The organism is Bacillus sp. SM2101 (genome assembly GCF_018588585.1).
GTDB classification, from domain to species: Bacteria; Bacillota; Bacilli; order Bacillales; family SM2101; genus Nanhaiella; species Nanhaiella sioensis.
In genome coordinates, this window is record NZ_JAEUFG010000002.1 from 48476 (window position 1) to 69235 (window position 20760).

The following is a 20760-nucleotide window of genomic DNA, read 5'->3' on the forward strand; positions in this document are numbered from 1 at the left end:
ATATTTTTCATTATGTACAACTGTACAAGTATAAGATCCTAGGAAACATAAGTGTATACGCTAATACATTATATTGCTTTTAATACATTTTCATTACTATAAAAATGTACTATTTTTTTCATTTCTAATAATTGTTTATTTGTAGTAGTATAATAGAGTTCAAGCAAACAAGAAAGGAACTACCAAGATGACTATTCAATATAAAATGATTGTACTTGATTTAGACGATACCTTGCTCAGAGATGATCAAACTATATCCCCCCGCACAAAAAATGCATTAATGATGGCACAAGAAATTGGCGTGAAAGTAGTTCTTGCTTCTGGACGTCCAACATTTGGAATGCTTCCAATTGCATCAGAGCTTCAGCTAGAAAAATTCAGAAGTTATATTCTGTCATATAATGGAGCAAAAATCATTGATTGCCATACAAAAGAAGAATTATATAGCAATGTACTTTCACCAGAAACGGCTCACCGTTTGTACGATTTAAGTGCGCGGGAAGAAGTTGCAATCTTAACGTATGTGGGAGATTCAATTGTGACAGAAACACCAAATAAATTTTCCACCATCGAAAGTCAGTTAACAGGATTACCAGTGCAACAAGTAAGCAGTTTCAAAGAGGCAGTCAGTGATTCTGTCGTGAAAACATTAATGTTAGCAGAGCCTGAAAGGTTAATAGAAGTAGAGAACAAGCTACAAGCTGAGCTAGCTGGGGAATTATGTGTCCTGCGATCAAAACCTTTTTTCTTAGAATTTACATCTTTAGGTGTTACAAAAGGAGCCAGTTTAGATTTCCTCATTAAGCAGCTCGGAATAAAGCAAGAAGAAGTGATCTCATTTGGTGATAGCTATAATGACCTTACGATGATTGAATTTGCTGGTCTTGGCGTAGCCATGGGTAATGCTCCTGATGACATCAAAGCAAAAGCAGACCTTGTTACTGATACAAATATGAATGATGGTGTAGCACAGGTTGTAGAGGAATATGTTATCAATAAAGTTTCACTCGTATAGAATACGAACAATCAGAGTGTATACACCCTATTCTTCGCCATTTCACTGGAAGGTTCATTTCTTTAGATGATATGGCGAAGTGACATAGGTTGCAAGTTAATGAGCAGTGTAGTGTTCACACCCACTCTCTTTTTAATAGTGAATATGAGTAATGATCATAGTTCTTCCCACGATATAAGTGTTTTTCACGATAGATTCCTTCATTTTGGAACCCTAAAGATTTTAGTAAATATTTAGATTGATCATTCTCTATCGCTACAAATGCATTAATTCTAATTAGATTCATATTGTTAAAGACACTATTAATCGTAGTAGTCAAGGCTTCCTTCATATATCCTTGCCCCCAATAATCAAGCCATAAATCATAGCCAATTTCCGCAATATGATTATAACGGTCGGTCCCAGCAATGGAATCCACATGTACCTAATTGTTGATTATCTTCTTTTCTAACGATACACCATCTATTTCGACCTTTTGCCTCAGCATGACTATAATCTCTTATAAACTCTTTTGCATCATCCATACTCGTATACAATTCTTCATCATATAGATATTTACATACTTCTTCGTTACTAGAGGCTACTTACGCATTAGTTGTTCCTTTTCGTAAAAAGAACTAAACACGAATATGAATAACGTTTGGGGCATCTTTTCTTCTATAAAACGGTGACAATTTCAGAAAACCTTTTTGTTGTTGTAGTTTTGGATAAATAATAACTTTCCTTACGAAAAGAGCCTAACTAAATAGCTTATATACAAACGCTACATCTTTTTCATTTACTTGTCTTAAAAACAGTCTTTCTGTCTCTAGGTTGGGGAAATTTTTGTAATTACACATTCTATCATACCTACTCTTCCCTTCTTTCATTTCAATTTTTTAACTAATAAAAATTCGTAACCGATATAATCACACTTTAATGTAAAGCCAACACTTTCTGCTACAGCAATTGAAGGTTTATTCATTTCCATGCAATCCCAATAAGGCACGATACTATTTTTAAGACAATGATAAACAAATTGATGTGCTACTTTTTGCCCAAGCTTTTTTCCTTGATACGCAGTTAGTGTTTCAATAGCTATGCCATGAACGTTATGACCTACAAATCCTGATATACATAAACTTACAATTTTATTTTGATGAACAATACAATAACCAATTCCCTTATTAAAAAAATCAGTTAGTGTTTCCCAAAACTCCAAGATTTTAGCTCGTAAAAATTCAATGTTTTTAATAGGGACTTCACTGTTATCGAACATAGATTTTGTCACTTTCATTGTCATATAATCTTGATCGACAGTTGGTTCATTCTCTAGTTTGAAGTGATCCTTTCTCAGCTTATATACTCTTTGATTCCAGCTCATCAATTCTCTTTGTTTAAATACATTTTCTAGTGTCTTATTCCAGCCAGAATGAGTGGCCATTGCTTCAAAGTAATCCAACCCTAATCCAACAGCTTCTGGTAAAATCTTAGTATCTATAAATTTATTAAGGTTCAAATTAAATTCTTCATTATGAGGGTTTCCAAAAAAGATAAATCCATCATTGTTCCCTAACCAAATGACTCCAGATGAAGGAGATATGGTATTATCTACAAATATGCGACCTGGATTATTTCCTTCAATAATTGCTGAAGCCTCTACCTGTCCTTGTTCACTAACTAACGATTTACACTTAATAAAATCAACCTTATCTAATTCAGTAATCATAGCGTCTCCTCCTGTCTTACAATTATATCTGCATCAATAAAATGATAATATATACGAAATTAGTATAATTGTTTTTTACCTCGCTATAATTGTTGCTTTTCGTAATACGAGTTAAACTCGAATATAACTACCATTCTTTGCATCTTTTCTTTCTCAGTAACAAAATTTATGAGAAACGCCTTCACTTAAAACATTTTCTAAGTATTATCTAGTCAAGGTTTCCCTATTCTAGTTAAAAAACAATACATCAGGCAACTGGTCGCGACTCTGCCCTAACTAATTAAAATGACCCTGCCTATAAAGGTTAGGGTCATTAAGTAAGGCTCTTTCATAAAATTTGTTGCTAATTAGACTAATGTAACGTTTTAAATGAGAGAAGTTACCACGAATGCTTTGTGTATTCGTATTTATTTCTTAGTACGATAACAAAAAATCTATTCGAAAACAGCTTTAGCTAAAAAACCTAACAATAAAATTACCAAGGTAACGGCTGATCTTTAAGTTCTTTCTCCCAAAGGTGTCGGATTTGTTTTACATCCTCATCCGACAATACCATCTCAGTTGCTGATACGTTTTCTGTCAATTGCTCAATATTTTTACACCCAGGGATTACGGTTGATACTTCAGACCTAGCTAGAATAAAACGTAAGGCAGCCTGTGCCATAGTTGCTCCATCAGCTGTTAAAAATGATAACTGCGTCAATAAGTTTGCTCTTGTTTCAATTTGTTCTTTCGACCAACGGCTGCGTACACCTTCAAATGTACTATGTGCATTATATTTGCCAGAAAGCCAACCAGAATCTAGTGGGACTTTAATAATAAGACCAACACCTTTGTCTTTTGCTAGTTGGAATGCTTTTGCGGGCTCCTGATGGAAGATGTTATACATGACTTCAATCACTTGGCTGTTTGTTGTTTCTAGTAATTCAAATAATTCACGGCTGGAATCAACCGATGCACCATATGCACGGATTTTTCCTTCTTCTTTTAAACGTTCTAGCAATTCATAATGCGGACTATTTCCATTTAGAAATTCAAATGGAGGATTATGCAATAAGATCGAATCGACATAATCAGTATTTAAACGCTTTAAGCTAGCTTCAAGAGATTGTCTTAATAAACTCACATCAAAATCTTGAACATTATTAGGATGATGACCAAATTTAGTATTAATAATTACTTGATCTCGCTTGCCCTCCAACGCTTTGCCGAGTAACTCTTCGCTTTTCCCTAACCCATAGTTAGGAGCTGTATCAAAAAAATTACAACCTTGACTAATTGCTTCATGAATTAGTTGAACCGCGTACTCTTCACTCATTTTCCCCCAATCTTGTTTGTTGCCTAATTGCCATGCACCGAAGCCTACCTCTGATACTTGTATTCCTGTCTTCCCTAGCTCTCTATAGTTCATATTAATCACCTTTCATTCTATTAGGCTCTTTTTCGAAGGTTTGTCGAATATAACAAGAAAAACGGGTGAAAGTACTATTATTTCACGTATAGTTACTTTCTCCCGTTTTATTATTAACTCTATATGATAGCCCTCGTTGTTTATATAAGTACTGTAGTAATTGAATGCTCTGGTAATACTAGCTCTGAATGTTTACCATCTAATAAAATACTAATTCTTTCATCTTTGTCAGTAGCGTTCATCATAACTACTGCAATTGAACCGTCTTCATTTTGAAATGCAACTGTTTGTAGTGAATCATTATTTAATTCATGTCCAATTCTTGTTGCATTTGGCTTAACGTATTTACTGAAATGACCAATATAATAATATGAGCTATTATAATGGACTTCACCTGTTTTTGTATTAACGATAATAGGTGCATCACAATAGTTACCTACATGATTTGGCCCACCTTGTTCATTTAGCACGATATTCCAGTCAAGCCAGCCCTCAAGCCAATTATTAAAATCACCAATCATGTTTCGAGCATAACGTTCCCCTGTATGCCATGCACCAAGCTGTACGCCACCTTCGATACATCCTTCTGTAAAAATAAGATGCTTATCAGGAAAATCAGCATGAATTTTTGATAAGTTTTCAAATTCCTCAGAGACATACCAATGGATGCCTGTTCCCCAAATATAATTTGCAGCATTAGAATCTGAGAGAATTGTTTTTGCACGTTCATATGCAATATCCCGATTATGATCCCAAATGATAATCTTTTTGTGCCCTAGGCCTTCTTCTTCCATTGTAGGTCCTAGATAATTTTTAACAAAATCTCTTTCTTCCTCAGCAGTATAACGACATGAGTCCCAAACCTGAGTAGCTTCTGGTTCATTTTGGACAGTAATACCCCAAATGTTAATACCTTCTTCTTCCATTGCTTTAATGTATTTTGTGTAATAAAGAGCCCATGTTTTGTAGTATTCTTCTTTTAATTTGCCCCCATGGTTCATGTCATTATTTGTTTTCATCCACGCTGGTGGACTCCAAGGTGAAGATAGTATTGTCAACTCTTCACCTCTTGAACTAATAGCATCCTTTATTAATGGAAGAACATATTTATGTTCACGATCAATTGAAAATGTTGTCAGTTCTTTATCATTTTCTTCTACATACGTATAGTTCTCAAGTGCAAAATCACAACTATGGATATGTGTTCTTCCAAGTGAGTACCCTAAACCCTTCTCAGGATGAAAATAGCTTTCAATGATGCTCCTACGTTCTTCTTCTGGAATTTGGGACAATGTATAAGCAGCGGCCTCTGTAAAGGCTCCTCCAAATCCAATGATTTTTTGATATTGTGTACTCTTATCGATCGTTAGGACATTATTAGACTTCGGTTGACCAGCTAAAAGCTCTACTGTTCCTTTATCTTCAAAACGCTCGTTACTGTTCTTTGCTGTTTGTATGACTTTCATTTGCATAGTTTTTACACCTCAAGATTTAGTTTAAATGTACGTCTATTTTGTTAACATTTCCTTCACGGATTTGCATTGCATATTGCTCTTCCACCTTCTCACCTTGTACCTCGACAGAAGAGTTATCACTGTGTAACACATATTTTGCTATTTTTGCACCGTTCTCACCAAATGTATCCTTGCGATTCGGGTTATGATAAGTAACTTTTGTCTTCCCTAAGAAAGTAAATTCAACTTGATTGTTATCATCAAATAACCATTCTGGAAGTATAGGCTGCAGCGTTAACATTAGTTGCCCTTCCTCGACAGTAAATAATGTTTTACCTGTCATCATCATTTGCCACATCGTTAAATATTCAGCTGTTGTTCCACTTAATCTCGCTACAAATCCTTGTCCGTGTACAGTTGGATCTGGATTACAACTACTAGCAATAAATGATGAATGCTCTAGTACACTTCTTCCATACACCTCAGGATTCATAAATGGTGGTAAGGCAGTTCTTAAATCCTCGAAAAACTCATCATATAGACCTGCTTTTAATGCACTCAATATATACTTGAACTCCATATGCATAAAGATAGATTCACGTTCTAGCCAACCAGGGGTAAATGCTCTAGAACGACCAATTTCGAATGTTTCATCTTCAAGTGAGCTTGATGTTTTGTACATTTTCAAGTCACGGTCAAACATGTCAGAAGCCTTCACTTTTGTATAAGTATCTGATGCTTCTTGTTTTGTCATACTCTTTAATGCTCTTGCAGGACCTTCTAAGAAATGTGGTAATGTGTGAACCGTAAATGACGTTACTTCTACTAGCTGTTGACCTTTGTCATTCAGAATTAATGAGCCATCAGCTGTCGTTCTCTCAACATATTGTTCTGCCTCAAAGTAGAAATATGTTGGTACTAGACCATTTCCAAGCTCTTTTGCTTTAGTGATCCCCTTGTGTATTTTAGTTAAATAAATCGTGACCATTTCCTCTATAGTAGCTAAAGAAACAGCTGATTCTTCCCCACTGAAGCCTGAGCGAATAGCTTCTCGATACTGTTCGCGTGCAGATGTAACAGCATTCCAATAATGATAATCATCTACAGAATTTGTAATAGACTCATTTATTGCCTTATTCACGCTTTCAAACAGTTTATGCACTTCAACTGGAAGTGAAATCGAGCTTTCTTCAGATGTTGCAGCAGCAACCTTCACAAATTGAAGCAGTCGTTTCAATTCAAATGTCTCACTCATACCAGATCCAAAAAGCCCTGGCAAGCCGTTCATTGAATCATTCCAACCTGGCTTGTTAGCCTCCATCTCAACTCCCATACCGTATGGGTCTAATGTAGCAAATTTCACGAGGCTCAAATTAAATAATTTCACAAACAAGTTTGTTGTATATTCTTCTCCACTTTTCGTTGTTAACCAATTTCCACTTGTGGCTTGCTCTTCTTCAAGTATCGCTCCATACTGTCGAACTTTATCGTTCGCAAGTACGTACTTTTCAGACCTTGGCTTGACGAACACAGGGCTATAAAAATATTTATATGATTGGTCTTTAAACAGTAATGAAGCTTTATTTTCTGGGAATATTTTTAAATAATTTTCTATTAAATCAAGGTTGTATGTCCAGTGATCCATCCAATAACCTTCACCAAATTCAGCTTCAATGTTTTGTTTACTTTTAGAGAGTATAACCGTTAAAAAGTCCTCTAGAGAAGTTGATAGAGACAGTTGTTTATCTACAATTGTTTGTAATACATCTCCTGGTGTGAACGTCTTATTTAGCTTTTGCTTCATAAATTGACTATCTTCTAGAGAAGTAAACAACTCGCTAAGCCACTCCATATCAGTCTTATCAACTAGCTCAAAGCTTGCACCTTTTACTACTAGTGGGTTGTAACCGTCAGCTTGGACAAGGCTCATAAATAGCTTAATATTGTAATCTCCAACCTCTGGATGGAAGAACACATCATTTCTTCTATTTTGATTTACATCACGAAAATTCCCATTTCCTTGTGAGAAAAATTCTGGCGCAAGGGAGAAAAAGTTATAGTCTCGTTCTAAATCTCCATGCTTTCGAGAGTACACGTAGTAAACAAATGGATTTTGATCAGTTCCAAGTGTAATCGGATACCCTCCGCGCAAAATATTATCTAAATAGCTTTGTTTACTGTATGCATCAAATAACGGATGAGCAGTTTTAGTCGTAACATCTTCAGTTATATCATTCACGATCGTTTTTGCTTCTTCATATTTTAAATTAATAAATTTGGAAGTAACAATCTCATCTTTTTTGTTATTAACAATTTCTATGTCGTTCACATGACCAATGATTGTATTTAAGACAACGTTTTCATCCGGTTGCAACGACGCCTCAAATGCTGAAAATCCACACGGCACTTTGTTGCTTGTAATTGGAGTCTTATCAACTAATTGCGAAACAGTATACTGCTCAAACATATTAGGATATGACATTGAACTATTGTGACCGAAGATTAGATCTCCATCTACAATAGGGGATAACAGCTCACCATCATTTACAAAGCTTAAATAAAAATGCCCCTTTGTAATTTCTTCAACTTCTGCAGTGTCATTAGTTGATGATCGTACACGATAATATGGGATGTTATTCTCGAGATTAAATACATCCATCCAGCTTTTTAGTGTATTCCCAACTGCTTTATAAGCTGCATCATCTATTCCAAATGGAATAATTGCTGGAAGGCCATCAAGAACCTCCATTTGCACTGCTTTGTCAGAAATATTCTCAATCTCAACTTTACGAATTAATGCACCAAAGTTTTCATTTGGAAGCGTGAAATATGTGACTACCGTTTTAATTCCACTTACTTCGTCAATCTCTTCAATCTTTAATTCGTTTTCTTTTATTTTCATGCTCCTACCTTTACCATTCGAACCGCCGTAGGAAGAGAACGGCTCAATGATAGATTCACCAGCTTCACCTTTAACCTTAATAAATGTACGAAAACCATTCATTGATACACGTTGGTATGCTTGGTTTGCCGGAAAAAATTCTGTAATCGCATGGTTTTTATCTTGAACACCAAAAGACACCATAGCTTGTCCACGATTTACATAAAATGCCCACATCGGAACACCGTAAAGACCTGCTACCCCAGGTAAGAAGCTTGAAAAAGTTTTTGCGTTATCGTAATCTTGAATGACAAAATAGCCTTCATTATCAAATTTGTATTTTTCCATAATTAACACCTCAATTAATGTTATTGAAATTACTTGTCCTAGTGCAAAATATCGTAGACCTCTATTTTGCACATACCTACCAATCGTAGGAAAATTTCCTTTTCCTTCAACCCTCATTTTTATTTCTCATCATTATTTTACCTTTGCTATAAGCACATCTTTAGATATATAATTTTGTATTCGGTTACAAAATTTTAGGGAGGGCTATAAACCTATAATAATTAAGAGAAATAACGAACTATTTTGTTCAGTTAATCACTGTTTACACAATGATTTTTAGGAATATTATATAGTTAATTTACTTATTTTATTTTTTCACGATATTCCTTTGGTGATATGCCTTCAATTTCACGGAAAACTCGTGTAAATTGTTTTGGGTTTTTATAGCCTACTTGTTTACTAATTTCATAAACCTTTTCTCCAGTATCTACCAAGAGTAATTTTGCTCGGCGAATGCGTACCTTTTTTAAATAATCTACAAAATTAAGGCCTGTGTATTCTTTAAAAACATGACTGAAATATGAATAATTTAAAGAAATATAATTCGATACTACCGCCAAATTTAAATCCTTATGAAAATTATCTTCAATATATTGAAGTGCCTTATCCATATATTTTTGTTCGGAATAAACAGATTTAACTTGTTTAATATATTCATGTAAACGCATCGTCAAATCTTCAATCGCATGGAAATACTGATGGAAATCGTTAAAATTGTAGATATCTGCAACTTTGTGTACGAGCTGAAAATTCTCAATAGATTCTTCCCCAAGCTTTGCAAAAGATTTCTCGAAAACAAGCGTATTTAACTTTTTACCTATCGTTTCCATGTAACTAATATCATATTTTGATATTTTTTCGTAATCAAGAACGGCAAAAAGAAGTGTTTTAATTTCTTTTTCTCTCTCTGTCCCTAACATATTCGATATTTTATTAATTGCTTCAATCGGTGGCGCAATATTTTCTTTCCTATCTTTTATTTCTTTATACAAAATGACTTGCCTTTTAGGAAATAAAAACTGATATTTCACAGCATAGCAAGCTTCAATATAGGACTTCTTCAAATGCTTAATCTCTGCTCTCTTCTCACTTACACCAATAGAAAATGAAGGATATTTTTCTTTCTTAAATTGATCTTTTATAAAAGTAAATATACTCTCATTTCCCGTTATAACTACCGTATGTCCATCCTTATCTAAAAAACAAAAAATATCATCAACATCATTTTTACGATATGTTGTAATTTGGTTTCTTATATGTTGAAGAAAGTCTTCTCCTTTTATTATGCGATCTTGTTCAATCACACCTACGTAAAAACCATTCGGAAAAACATTAATGTTTATTTTTGTACAAATGTGCTGGACTTGTTCCTCTTGTATATTTGGATTTAATAATATGTAGTTTAATTGACTCGTCCGAAAATCATCTAAATGTTGATGTGAAGCTAAGCGATTTGTAGCTAGTTCATCAATTGTATGTTGCAAAGCTTCAAATAATTCTTGACGATTTACTGGTTTTAGTAAATAGTCTCTAACTTTACATTTAATCGCTGCTTTCGTATATTCAAAATCATCATAGCCACTTAAAATAAATAGGATTGGCTTATCTTCACTCGTATGAAGCTCTTTTATGAGTGCAATACCATCCATTCGAGGCATTTTTATATCTGTAATCAATATATCTATGCTATTTTCACGAATCAATTCTAATGCTTCTACTCCGTCAGCAGCAACCATCGTATCGATGAGTTTAGAGAATTCCCTTTTGATCATCGCTTGAATACCTAATCTAATATTTTTTTCGTCATCTACTATTAATAACTTATACATTGTAGTTACCTCCCAGATGAGTTAACACGGTATTTTAATCATTACTTTTGTCTGCTGCCCTTTCACACTTTGAATTGACATCCCGTATTCGTTTCCATAATGTATTTTAATTCTTTCATGTACATTCCTAAGGCCGATACCGCTTCCATTTTCAGTTTCTTCTGTGCGAGATGAAGGTAAGCTTATCTTCTCATGCAACTCAGCAACTTCTTCTTGGGTCATACCTATCCCATTATCCGTTATTTCAATATAAATATTTTTCATTTCAACCGAAGCTCTTATATCAATGATTCCTTGTTTGTTATATATGATCGGTGAAATTCCGTGCTTGATCGAATTTTCAACGATAGGTTGTAAGGACATTTTTAACACTTCATGTTCTTTCAATTCTTGGGGGATCGTCAGTGTTAATGTCAGACGATTGTCTAGACGTAAGTTCATAATATCAACATAGTTTTGTATGTGGCTTAGCTCTTCACCTAGAATAACAAAATCGTTCTTCCATTTTAAGTTATAGCGCATAATATCACCTAATGATGTGACAGCATCAGATACTTCATAATTCCCCTCAATTTCAGACATCATTTTAATATTTTCTAACGTATTATAGAGAAAATGCGCATCTATTTGAGTTTTTAATGACCTTAATTCCGCTTCTTTTGTAATAGCTTGTTTGTTAACTGCATCTGCAATTAAACTATTAATTTTTCCTAGCATATTACGAAAATGGTTGGCAAGCTCTCCAAATTCACTACGTTCATCTACTGTAACATCCACTTCAAAATTTCCCTTTTCAACTTTTTTCATCGAATCTATAAGCAAATACATATTTTTCAATAAATAAGAGATTAATTTAAACGTGATAATAGACAAAATAATTACTAAAAGGATAATACCACTTAATACTAGATTTCTCGTTTTAGCTGTTTCAGAATATATACTTTCAAGAGATGTAATACTTAGCATGTAGCTGTTTAACTCATCCATATATGTCGACACTGCGAGAAATCGTTTTTCATTATTCATAAATTGAAAGGATGAAGTTAACTGACTATCAGTTCCAATGAACTTCTCTCTCAATTCAATAATATTCAAGTTATTTTCTTGAATAAACGGATTAAAAGGATTATGAACTAAATTCAAGTTTTGATCAAATACAACAATTGCTGACTCGTTTTCGTTCACATTACTAAACATTTTCGGAAAAAAATTCTCTTGCAACATACTTATTTCAATAATCGCTAAGTGCTCACCTTTAGGGTATTCCAATTCTCTTAAAACAGAAATTTTCGCATCACTAATGTTGAGCGAGCGATTAAGAATGTCAACGTTGTCATTATCGAACCACCAAAGCTCTATGCCATTTCGATTCATTACTTCCTCAAACCATGGCTTATTGTTTATACGACTTTCATCAAATATAATTGGCCACATTTCCTTAATATTAGGGTTAGCTGTATATATACGAATATCATTAATATTAGGGTTATTAAATTGCAACTTAATAATATTTGAAAACACATTCGACTTAAAATAAAGTAAATCAGTCGTATTACTATCATGGTTTTTTTTTATAAAATCAAGAAAATCACGATCTGAAATGACAATTTGCGCTGTTCTTCTCATCGTTTCAATATGGTTCATAATATTAATTTTCTCTAATTCTAGTAAATGCTCTTGCTTTTTGGTTACATCTCTAATTGCACTATTAGAGATTTGTTCAGTGTAATATAGCGTAAATGTGATAACTGGTACCATGATAATAACTATATAGAGTATAATTAATTTTGTTTGTAATGATAATGAACGCTGATTTAACCGATAGGATGCTATTTTCTTGAACATTTTCATTTGTTACACATCCCGTAAAATGATAGTTATTTATATTATATAAGATTTTATTATAAAAAAGTGTGACAACTTCATTAGAAATGAAAATCTACCTTCAATTTCGGCTCATACCACCTTTTGTTCCACCTATACGCATGTAAAATTTCAGCAAACAATAATCGGAGATAGCTAAACAAATTTAAAAAAGATTTGTAGATACAAAGAATAAAGTTATAAAGCTAGCTCTCGCCTTCTAATAATAAAACATATCTATAGACTCATAACTTCGAGTGAAAATGACAATTTTGCTTTGTAGAATAATTCTTAAATCATCGTCTACGCATGAATTGTTGCTTTAGAAATAAGCCGCTTTCGTATAGAGTGTTGTTTTCCTTACGATAAAAATTAACAAGTAAACAACTAAATTTCGTGGCATCTTTTCTTCTATAAAACAATGCCTGTTGAGTAAACGACATCTTTACCTTCTATTTCATTTTTGGAAAGAGCCTTTTGTTTTCAAAGAGCTTAATCACTAAATGGTATAACGAAAGGCAACCGTCACTCACCACCATTCTGTCTACAAGAAAAAAACTGCTTACTAAGGATAATTCCTTCGCAAGCAGCTTTTTTACTCTTGTATTATTATTTTGAAGCTTCGATTTTCGCTTTATTTTCTTCATATATTTTTTGTTGGTAAGCTTCAACTTTGTCTTGTCCTAAATCATCACGTTTCTTTAAGAACTCGTCAAAAACCTCATCAAATTCTTTATCAGATTCTGCAAGAATTAATTTTGGTAATGTTTTACCCCACTCTTGTGCAATCTTATTAGCCGCTACACCTTCTTCTGAGGTTCCTGTTGGATTCATACCATCAAACTCAGCAAAGCTAACTGTTTTCCCTCTTGTCCAATCTTCCATTTGTTTGAAAGGTGCTACAGCTGGTGGCATCCAAGGAAGGGTCATGTTTGTATCCATAAGCATCCAATATTTATGTGACGCTCCAATTTCTAAATCAAATTTAGCACGGTCAGTATCTAATAACTCTTGAACATCAGCTGTGAACTGATGTTTTCCGTCAACAACTTCGTATGTTTCACCTTCTATACCTAGGAAAGTATCTTTTTGACCTTCTTCACTAATTAAATAGCTCAAGAAGGCAATCGCTCTCTCAGGATCTTCTACTTCTTTAGAAATTAACGTTATTGTCCATCCAGAGATACTGTCTCCAGCAAGTGTTGGCTCATCACCGTTTGAGTTAGCTGGTCCGTCTACAGCTATATATACGCTGTTAGGGTCTTGAGCATATAATGCTTGCTGTTGTGCAGCCATATCACTACGTTGATATAACATTGCAAAGTATCTACCTTGTGCAATTTTTTCTTCCATTTGTGGGCGTTTATCAATAAAGATATCGTCAGATAGTAAACCTTTGTCACTTGCTTCTCTAAATGTTTTTAACCAAGCTAAGTATTCAGCATCTGTTCGACGGTCATATACTTCTCCATCTTTTTCCCAAGGAATTGCTAAGAAATTTTGTAAATAACCTTCTAATGAAGAGTTACCGACATCTGTAAACTCATTTAGTCCTAGTGGAATTAATGGTGCGCCGTTCACTTCAGGGAATTCCTCTTTTGCTGCTTCAAGAGCATTTAAGAATCCTTCTGGAGTGCTCATGTCAGGGCTACCAATTGCTTCATACATATCTTTTCTAACTAGGAACGTTTGGTTTGATGATTTAAACTCACTATATTTTTCAAAGTCTTTCGGTGAAGATGATGCGTTCGGATAACCGTAAACGTTTCCATCTTCTTGTTTATACCATTCAAGCTTCGCACCATCTGCTACTTTAAAGAAGTAAGGATCGTATTGGTCAGCTAGCTCATTTAATGGATGTACTAATTCTCCCTCAATCATTTGCTTGACTGCATCTTCCCACCAACCAATTGTAATAAAGTCAGGTATTTTTCCAGAAGCAATCATCGTATTCATTTTTTCAATTTCATTACCTGCTGGCGCAAGGAAGTTAATTGATACTCCAGTTTTATCTGTTACATATTTTGAGATAGCATCTTCTCCCCATTTATGAGCAAACCATGAGAAGTTTACATACCAATCAAACTCTATAGGAGATGTATCAGCCTGCCATGCAGGTTCATCAGCAGTTCTTGTCGTTTTTTCTCCTTCGTCTTTCTGGGAAGCGGTTTCATTTGTTTCCTTACTTCCACATCCTGCAATAATGGAAAGAAATAGTGCTAACACTAATAATAATGATAAGCCCTTTAAAGAAAATACTCTTTTCATAATAAACCCCTTTCTTTTCCTTTTATAAGTTAGAATCTGTTTATGATACTCGTTAGTTAAATACTTTCATAAAGAAAGAGGAACAATTTATTCTATCATAACATCCATTCCTCTTTCTATTAAGTACTCAGTACCATTCAGAGTCCAATATATTTAAATATCTTTTTAAGTAAAAAGATATTCAAAACAAAATTATATTACCCTTTTACTGATCCAATTAACATTCCTTTAACAAAGTATTTTTGTAGGAATGGATATACTAGGACGATTGGCAATGTCGTAACGACCATCGTTGCTAGTTTAATAGATTGTGATGTAACAGTTCTCGTCGTAATGCCTCCAGGCGCATTAGCTAGCATCTGATTAGAACTGGATTCAGCTACTACCCTATATAAATACGTCTGTATCGGTTGTAAATCAGGATTATTAACAAATATTACCCCTGCAAAGTAGTCATTCCATTGATAAACACCTTGGAATAATGCTATCGTCGCAATAACAGGCATTGACAACGGAATAATGACTTTAATAAATATCATAAAATCATTGGCACCATCTATTTTTGCTGCTTCCTCTAGTGATGGTGGTAGTTGTTTAAAGAAAGAGACGAAAATAATAAGATGGAAGAAATTAAACAATGTCGGGATAATGTATACAAGAAAATTATCAAATAAGCCAATATCTCTTATTAATAGGAAGTAAGGAATTAAACCTCCGTTAAAGAACATCGTAACAACACCGATAAACATGTATATCTTTCTACCAGTTAAATCTTTTCTCGAAAAAGCATACGCTACCATTGCCGTGAAAAACACATGTGCAATTGTTCCGATGACTGTCTTGGCAATTGTAACTCCAAATGATGTAACGATACCTTGGTTAGAAAATACTGCTGCATAGTTTTCTAGCGTAAATTCTCGTGGCCACCAGTAAATTCCTCCTTGCATCGCATCGACACCGTCATTTAAAGAATTTACTATAACATACCAAATTGGGTAAATGGTGATAAAACATATGAACAGCATTAATAATAAGTTAAAAGTATCAAAGATATATTCGCTTTTTGTTCTTCGATTCAATTTAAATAGCTTTAACATAAGTCAGTCACCTCCTAGAATAACGTTGTTCCGTCTAGTTTTTTAGTAATCTTGTTTGCACCTAACAACAATATGAAGGCGATGACTGCTTTAAATAACCCAATTGCTGCTGCATAGGAGAAACGACCATTTTGGATACCCGTTGAATACACGTAAATGTCTATTACATTACTAGCGCTTTCATTTAATTGATTACGTAAAATTAAGATTTGGTCAAAATTTGAATTTAACACACCGCTGACAGCTAGGATAAATAAGATTGTAATTGTTGGACGAATCGATGGTAAAGTTACGTGCCACATTCTTTGCAAACGACCTGCCCCATCAATTCTCGCAGATTCGTATAGCTCAGGAGAGACACCTGCGATTGCTGCTAAATAAATGATCGCTGACCAACCTAGCTCTTTCCATATATCAGATGTGATAACAATCCCCCAAAAGTATTTCGGATCAGCTAAATAACTTACTCGCTCATCGATGATTCCTAAACCTAGTAGAATATCATTAATAAACCCGATATCAGCTAACCATGTTGTGACAATTCCGCCTAACACAACCCACGAAAGGAAGTGAGGTAAATAGGTAATTGTTTGAACTGCTTTTTTGAACTTTAATGACGTTAGCTCATTTAATAATAGTGCGAAAATAATTGGTAATGGAAAACCAATAAATAGTTTAATCAAACTAATTCCAAGTGTGTTTTTAAGTACATTTACAAATTCCTCGTCTTGCAAAAATTCCTTGAAATGCAATAAGCCGACCCAAGGTGCTTCTGCAATCGATTTAATAATACTGTACTCTTTAAAAGCTATAATTGCCCCATACATAGGGATGTAGTTAAATATAAACATCCATACGACTCCGAGAAGAGCCATGACTTGTAAATATTTTTGTGAAATTATTGTTCTGGATACCTTTTTTACTTTTTCTTTTTTTGTACTGGTGATAATGACTTCCTCAGAAGCTTGGTCAATTTTTGCATCCATATGTTCACCACCTCTTATACTCGATGTGTTCTCTCTACATATATTGTAAGAAATGTTTTCGCTCCTTTTAAGTAAGGAAATTTTGTATTAGGTCACATTATTTTAGATATACACACCCTCAAAAGGATTGATATGAAAGCAATGGAATCGTTTTCTTAAATTGTTCACATTTTATAATTTATATCTTCTTTGTTGTTTGTTTTTTACTAAATCGTTTTCGTCAAGGCAATAATCGAGAGCGCAAAAAGGACAAGTAACCTGTTACTTGTCCTAGTAATAAACATATGATTCTACAGAAACATTATATATATTTTTCAGCTTTAATCACTTCATAAAATGACTTACCAAAGCTTGTTATGAATTTGTTGCTGATATTGTTTAAAGGCAGAGGAGTTCGAAGACACAGTTCTTTTTTCCATCAGTTGATTAAAACGAATCATTTTTTCGTTTAACCTATTTGTTAATTTGAGTTTTTCGTCTTCATTCTGAGTTGACGCAACCAACTGTTCTATTGTCATCATCTCTTTTTTTAATTCATCTGCTTCTTGCATCATTCCAGCATTTTTTAACATCTTATAGCTCATACGGAGGTGTTCTGGTATATGTGATAAATCCTCTAAGACTAGGGGCTTTCCCTTACCTGGAAGGTGCTTAAACTCCCCGTCGCTATATGCCCTTTTTATTTTATCTTCGGCAATGATTGATACAACATCCATACTTTATCCCTCCTTCTATTTAGGATAAAACCCTCTTTACACTTCCATTATATAGCATTACCTAGGGAGCTTCTACCATTTAATATAGAAGTGAATTGATCATCTTGTTTAAGGTATTATTATCTTTGGGGAAATGGCGAAGTGTTTCTGAGGCGACAGACGTTAGAGGGTGATATTAACAAATGAGGCGACGATTTAGCCACCTCCCTCGAAGCAACATCACATAAAGAACGTAATATGGCATAATTACTTGAGGGGATAGATAATAGACATGGATATGTATTAATTCGATGTTTCTCATAAGATAGTTTGGCTTAGTTAATTTGTTCAAGTAAGTTGTCATTCAAGTGGTTCGTTTAGAGGTCGTCCAAAAGAGGTATATAGAAAGGAATATGAAGAAGGGTGAAACTCAGCATGCTAGAGGAGTCATCCATTATTAGAATGATCGACTTATTGGATAACTCCTCTTATATAGATGGAACAGACAAACTATGCTTACCGCTCTTCTCCCTCAGTTTGATGTGCATCAAACGTCCATGTTAATTTCAATATGTCGCCTTGGAAGATATTTTGATCAAAACCATTATCTACGAATTCGAATTCTACAAACAAAGTATCTTGTTCACCACTCTTTAATCCCTCCTCATCATCAGGAGTCCAGCCGTTCTCTTGTAACAAATCAATTGTGGAACTATCTAAATCAGCAAGTGTAGTTGTAAATATTGGATGGGTATTTTTATCATCATTATCTAAGAAATTCACCTTAATATGTTCAGCAAAATCCTCACCGTTATTATCATTTTTTGTATCAATTACTTCGTAACTCGTATTCAAGTCAATCCTACTAATGTCTAAAGAGCCATCGTTAACTAAGTAAAACCTTCTAGGCATTTTATCTCCTGGTTTTATATTATTTACATCAATAATTACAGATGGGTCAATTGAGAGATTTAATGTACCAGCTGCAAATGTGTTCTCAGTATCAACTGAATCGCTAAAATATGCAAATGTTCCTCCACCAACTAATGATAGTCCTAAAGCTGCTGAGGCTATTCCCATGCCTAGCTTCTTTTTCAAAGTCATTTTGTTTCCTCCCTTAACGGTAGTTTTATTTGTCATACATTTAATAACAGCACTCACATAAACAACACGATAGATGGTTCTTAATAAAGAACGTTTTAACAACGATGTATAACCTTAAAGAACATTATCTTTTATTGAAGAATGTGATGATCATCTAAATTTATACATATCCATTGTCATTCTTACTTTGTTGTTTCATAAGTTAGATCATGATTCTATTTGCAAATTTCTCAATAAAGAACTACGTTACTTAACAACAAAGGCTCTTTTCATAAGCTTTGTTGCTATTGCTATCAATTTTGTACCAGAAAAGAAGTTTATATTGGTAGTCATCATTGTACAGAGGAAAGATGCTGCGAACTCTTGTTGTGTACGTGTTTATATCTTAAACAATCAATGTGAAAACAGCCAAAACGATAGATCTAGTAACGTCTTTCTATTTCGAATTAATTACAATCTTATTTTTATTTTTCTTCCCCATCAGTTTGATGAGCTACAAACTCCCATTTTAACTCCAGCTTGTCCCCTCGAAACACATTTTGATCCTCATCATTTTCTACGAAAATAAATTTAACGCGAAGTTTATCTGTATCACCTGCTTTTAAGCCATCTTTCTCACCTTTCCATCTCAAATTTTCAACAGCATCTGGTGTCATATTTTTTAATTCGTATAGTGTTTTTTCATCAATGACTTCAGTTTTCTTGTCTTTATTTTTTAAGAATTGAACTTTAATATGTTTTCCCAAGTCTTCCTCCCCATTATTAGCGGGGCTACCGTCCGCCTCTGTAACCGTATAGCTCGTAATTAAATCTACAGAACTTATATCTAGAGACCCACTGTTTATCAGCTTGAAATTTCTTTTCATCCAATCCCCAGGTTTAATATCATTAACGTTAATGATTGTTTCTGGATCAACCGATAAGTCTAGTGTACCTGCTGCAAAAGTATTCGATACTTCAGCAGTATCACTAAAATATGCAAACGTTCCTCCACCAATTAGTGATATGCCCAGTGCTGCCGATGCCATTCCTAAACCTAATTTCTTTTTAATACCCATTTTGTTTCCTCCCCATTTTCTTTTTTATTTTTTATTGTAAACCTTTATGCATAACATAAAGTGGTTACTAACCGTTCACTAAATAGTACTTTTTGTTCTTTTTAAAGAACTATTTACATCATAGCTGATACGAAAGTGAAGATAAACCACTAAATATACGAATATTCTTTATAAAGAACATTATTTTCTCCTATTTTCTCATATTCTCTCAATTTTCCTTAATAATACAATTTTTATTTGTTAGATACCTATAATTACAGATTAATGACAAAGCAAAAGGCAGGGGAATTCCCCTGCCTTTATTAGTTGATTCTTGTTAGATGTGACTTAAAAATTATTTTTCTTCACCTGGTCCTTGAGTTGCTTCAAGATCGAATCCAACACTTATTTCGGCACCTTGCAGGTGGTTCTGATCTTGTCCATTATCAAGGAACTCAATGTGAATTTTAATTGTATCATTATCACCAACTGGTAACTTTTCCTTACTTGATCTTATAGTTGTAATGTCTGGAGAGTTATCTCCTTCTGTTCTTGACGCAAGTTCTGCTAATGTGACATTTTCAAGAATTACTTGATCATCACTTGAAAGAATCTTTATATTTAGATGGGATGCTAGGTCTGTGTCTCCAGATATTGTCGTATGCATTAACACTTCTTCTATGTCCAAAGTCCCATCATTTTTAATATTAAATTCTCTTTCCATCCAATCTCCAGGTTTAATATCTCCGACTTCAAATACTACCGCTTTATCTACATATAAATCTAATGTACCTGCAGCAAATGTATTGGATACAGTTTCATTGTCACTAAAGTATGCAAAAGTTCCTCCACCGATTAATGATAACCCTAGTGCTGCTGATGCCATTCCTAAACCTAATTTCTTTTTAATACCCATTTTGTTTCCTCCTCTTTTTCTTTAAAAGTTATGATATTTATTTGGAACCCTTATGTAGATGCATAAGAAGTTGCAACAAAGCTTCTACTAAAATCGTTCCACCGTTTTGTTGTTCGCTGATAATTCGTTATAACGAATCAACAACTTG

The 20760-nt window shown here is 34.0% G+C and carries 16 protein-coding genes; 1 reads left to right on the forward strand and 15 read right to left on the reverse strand.

Features of this window, described 5'->3' with window-relative positions; translation table 11 throughout:
* Window positions 1-193: 193 nt before the first annotated feature.
* On the forward strand, window positions 194-1015 hold the full coding sequence (locus JM172_RS02480; protein WP_214480713.1) for a Cof-type HAD-IIB family hydrolase: 822 nt from the start codon (window positions 194-196) through the stop codon (window positions 1013-1015).
* A 115-nt stretch (window positions 1016-1130) separates the two neighbouring features.
* Here the strand turns inward: JM172_RS02480 and JM172_RS24665 are convergent, their stop codons facing one another.
* The 15 genes from JM172_RS24665 to JM172_RS02550 all read right to left on the reverse strand — a co-directional run bounded on the left by JM172_RS24665 (window position 1131) and on the right by JM172_RS02550 (window position 20612).
* Entirely contained in the window at window positions 1131-1433 is a 303-nt protein-coding gene (locus tag JM172_RS24665) for a GNAT family N-acetyltransferase (RefSeq protein WP_352222758.1), read from the reverse strand.
* Window positions 1402-1539, reverse strand: coding sequence for a GNAT family N-acetyltransferase (locus JM172_RS24670; RefSeq protein WP_250886473.1), 138 nt, complete (start codon window positions 1537-1539; stop codon window positions 1402-1404). Before JM172_RS24670 ends, JM172_RS24665 begins: the two co-directional genes overlap by 32 nt.
* Window positions 1540-1880: 341 nt before the next feature.
* Window positions 1881-2723 carry a GNAT family N-acetyltransferase gene (locus tag JM172_RS02490; protein ID WP_214480503.1) on the reverse strand — a complete coding sequence of 281 codons (843 nt, stop codon included), beginning with the start codon at window positions 2721-2723 and terminating at the stop codon, window positions 1881-1883.
* Between the two features lie 475 nt (window positions 2724-3198).
* On the reverse strand, window positions 3199-4134 hold the full coding sequence (locus JM172_RS02495) for an aldo/keto reductase (RefSeq protein WP_214480504.1): 936 nt from the start codon (window positions 4132-4134) through the stop codon (window positions 3199-3201).
* 140 nt (window positions 4135-4274) lie between these two features.
* Window positions 4275-5600: a glycoside hydrolase family 30 protein gene (locus tag JM172_RS02500; protein ID WP_483297238.1), complete on the reverse strand. Its 1326-nt coding sequence runs from the start codon at window positions 5598-5600 to the stop codon at window positions 4275-4277.
* Window positions 5601-5625: 25 nt separating this feature from the next.
* Complete coding sequence (locus JM172_RS02505; protein WP_352222761.1) at window positions 5626-8934, reverse strand: cellobiose phosphorylase; 3309 nt, start codon at window positions 8932-8934, stop codon at window positions 5626-5628.
* 185 nt (window positions 8935-9119) lie between these two features.
* A complete protein-coding gene (locus JM172_RS02510; protein WP_214480506.1) occupies window positions 9120-10646 on the reverse strand; it encodes a response regulator in 1527 nt (508 codons plus the stop codon).
* Between the two features lie 21 nt (window positions 10647-10667).
* On the reverse strand, window positions 10668-12497 hold the full coding sequence (locus JM172_RS02515) for a sensor histidine kinase (RefSeq protein WP_214480507.1): 1830 nt from the start codon (window positions 12495-12497) through the stop codon (window positions 10668-10670).
* 621 nt (window positions 12498-13118) lie between these two features.
* Complete coding sequence (locus tag JM172_RS02520) at window positions 13119-14777, reverse strand: type 2 periplasmic-binding domain-containing protein (protein ID WP_214480508.1); 1659 nt, start codon at window positions 14775-14777, stop codon at window positions 13119-13121.
* Window positions 14778-14974: 197 nt separating this feature from the next.
* A complete protein-coding gene (locus tag JM172_RS02525) occupies window positions 14975-15874 on the reverse strand; it encodes a carbohydrate ABC transporter permease (protein ID WP_214480509.1) in 900 nt (299 codons plus the stop codon).
* Between the two features lie 14 nt (window positions 15875-15888).
* Window positions 15889-16860: an ABC transporter permease gene (locus tag JM172_RS02530; RefSeq protein ID WP_214480510.1), complete on the reverse strand. Its 972-nt coding sequence runs from the start codon at window positions 16858-16860 to the stop codon at window positions 15889-15891.
* A 341-nt stretch (window positions 16861-17201) separates the two neighbouring features.
* Entirely contained in the window at window positions 17202-17576 is a 375-nt protein-coding gene (locus JM172_RS02535; RefSeq protein WP_214480511.1) for a DnaJ family domain-containing protein, read from the reverse strand.
* A 495-nt stretch (window positions 17577-18071) separates the two neighbouring features.
* Entirely contained in the window at window positions 18072-18659 is a 588-nt protein-coding gene (locus JM172_RS02540) for a TasA family protein (protein ID WP_214480512.1), read from the reverse strand.
* Between the two features lie 464 nt (window positions 18660-19123).
* Window positions 19124-19717, reverse strand: coding sequence for a CalY family protein (locus JM172_RS02545; protein ID WP_214480513.1), 594 nt, complete (start codon window positions 19715-19717; stop codon window positions 19124-19126).
* Window positions 19718-20051: 334 nt separating this feature from the next.
* Complete coding sequence (locus JM172_RS02550; RefSeq protein ID WP_214480514.1) at window positions 20052-20612, reverse strand: TasA family protein; 561 nt, start codon at window positions 20610-20612, stop codon at window positions 20052-20054.
* Between the last annotated feature and the right edge of the window lie 148 nt (window positions 20613-20760).

Excerpts from the sequence above, each read along its gene's own strand:
- JM172_RS02550 (WP_214480514.1), bottom strand. The coding sequence starts at position 20,612 with ATGGGTATTAAAAAGAAATTAGGTTTAGGAATGGCATCAGCAGCACTA.
- JM172_RS02545 (WP_214480513.1), bottom strand. The coding sequence starts at position 19,717 with ATGGGTATTAAAAAGAAATTAGGTTTAGGAATGGCATCGGCAGCACTG.
- JM172_RS02495 (WP_214480504.1), bottom strand. The coding sequence starts at position 4,134 with ATGAACTATAGAGAGCTAGGGAAGACAGGAATACAAGTATCAGAGGTA.
- JM172_RS02530 (WP_214480510.1), bottom strand. The coding sequence starts at position 16,860 with ATGGATGCAAAAATTGACCAAGCTTCTGAGGAAGTCATTATCACCAGT.
- JM172_RS02490 (WP_214480503.1), bottom strand. The coding sequence starts at position 2,723 with ATGATTACTGAATTAGATAAGGTTGATTTTATTAAGTGTAAATCGTTA.
- JM172_RS02535 (WP_214480511.1), bottom strand. The coding sequence starts at position 17,576 with ATGGATGTTGTATCAATCATTGCCGAAGATAAAATAAAAAGGGCATAT.
- JM172_RS02525 (WP_214480509.1), bottom strand. The coding sequence starts at position 15,874 with ATGTTAAAGCTATTTAAATTGAATCGAAGAACAAAAAGCGAATATATC.
- JM172_RS24670 (WP_250886473.1), bottom strand. The coding sequence starts at position 1,539 with ATGGATGATGCAAAAGAGTTTATAAGAGATTATAGTCATGCTGAGGCA.
- JM172_RS02510 (WP_214480506.1), bottom strand. The coding sequence starts at position 10,646 with ATGTATAAGTTATTAATAGTAGATGACGAAAAAAATATTAGATTAGGT.
- JM172_RS02520 (WP_214480508.1), bottom strand. The coding sequence starts at position 14,777 with ATGAAAAGAGTATTTTCTTTAAAGGGCTTATCATTATTATTAGTGTTA.
- JM172_RS02505 (WP_352222761.1), bottom strand. The coding sequence starts at position 8,934 with ATGAGGGTTGAAGGAAAAGGAAATTTTCCTACGATTGGTAGGTATGTG.
- JM172_RS02515 (WP_214480507.1), bottom strand. The coding sequence starts at position 12,497 with ATGAAAATGTTCAAGAAAATAGCATCCTATCGGTTAAATCAGCGTTCA.
- JM172_RS02500 (WP_483297238.1), bottom strand. The coding sequence starts at position 5,600 with ATGAAAGTCATACAAACAGCAAAGAACAGTAACGAGCGTTTTGAAGAT.
- JM172_RS02540 (WP_214480512.1), bottom strand. The coding sequence starts at position 18,659 with ATGACTTTGAAAAAGAAGCTAGGCATGGGAATAGCCTCAGCAGCTTTA.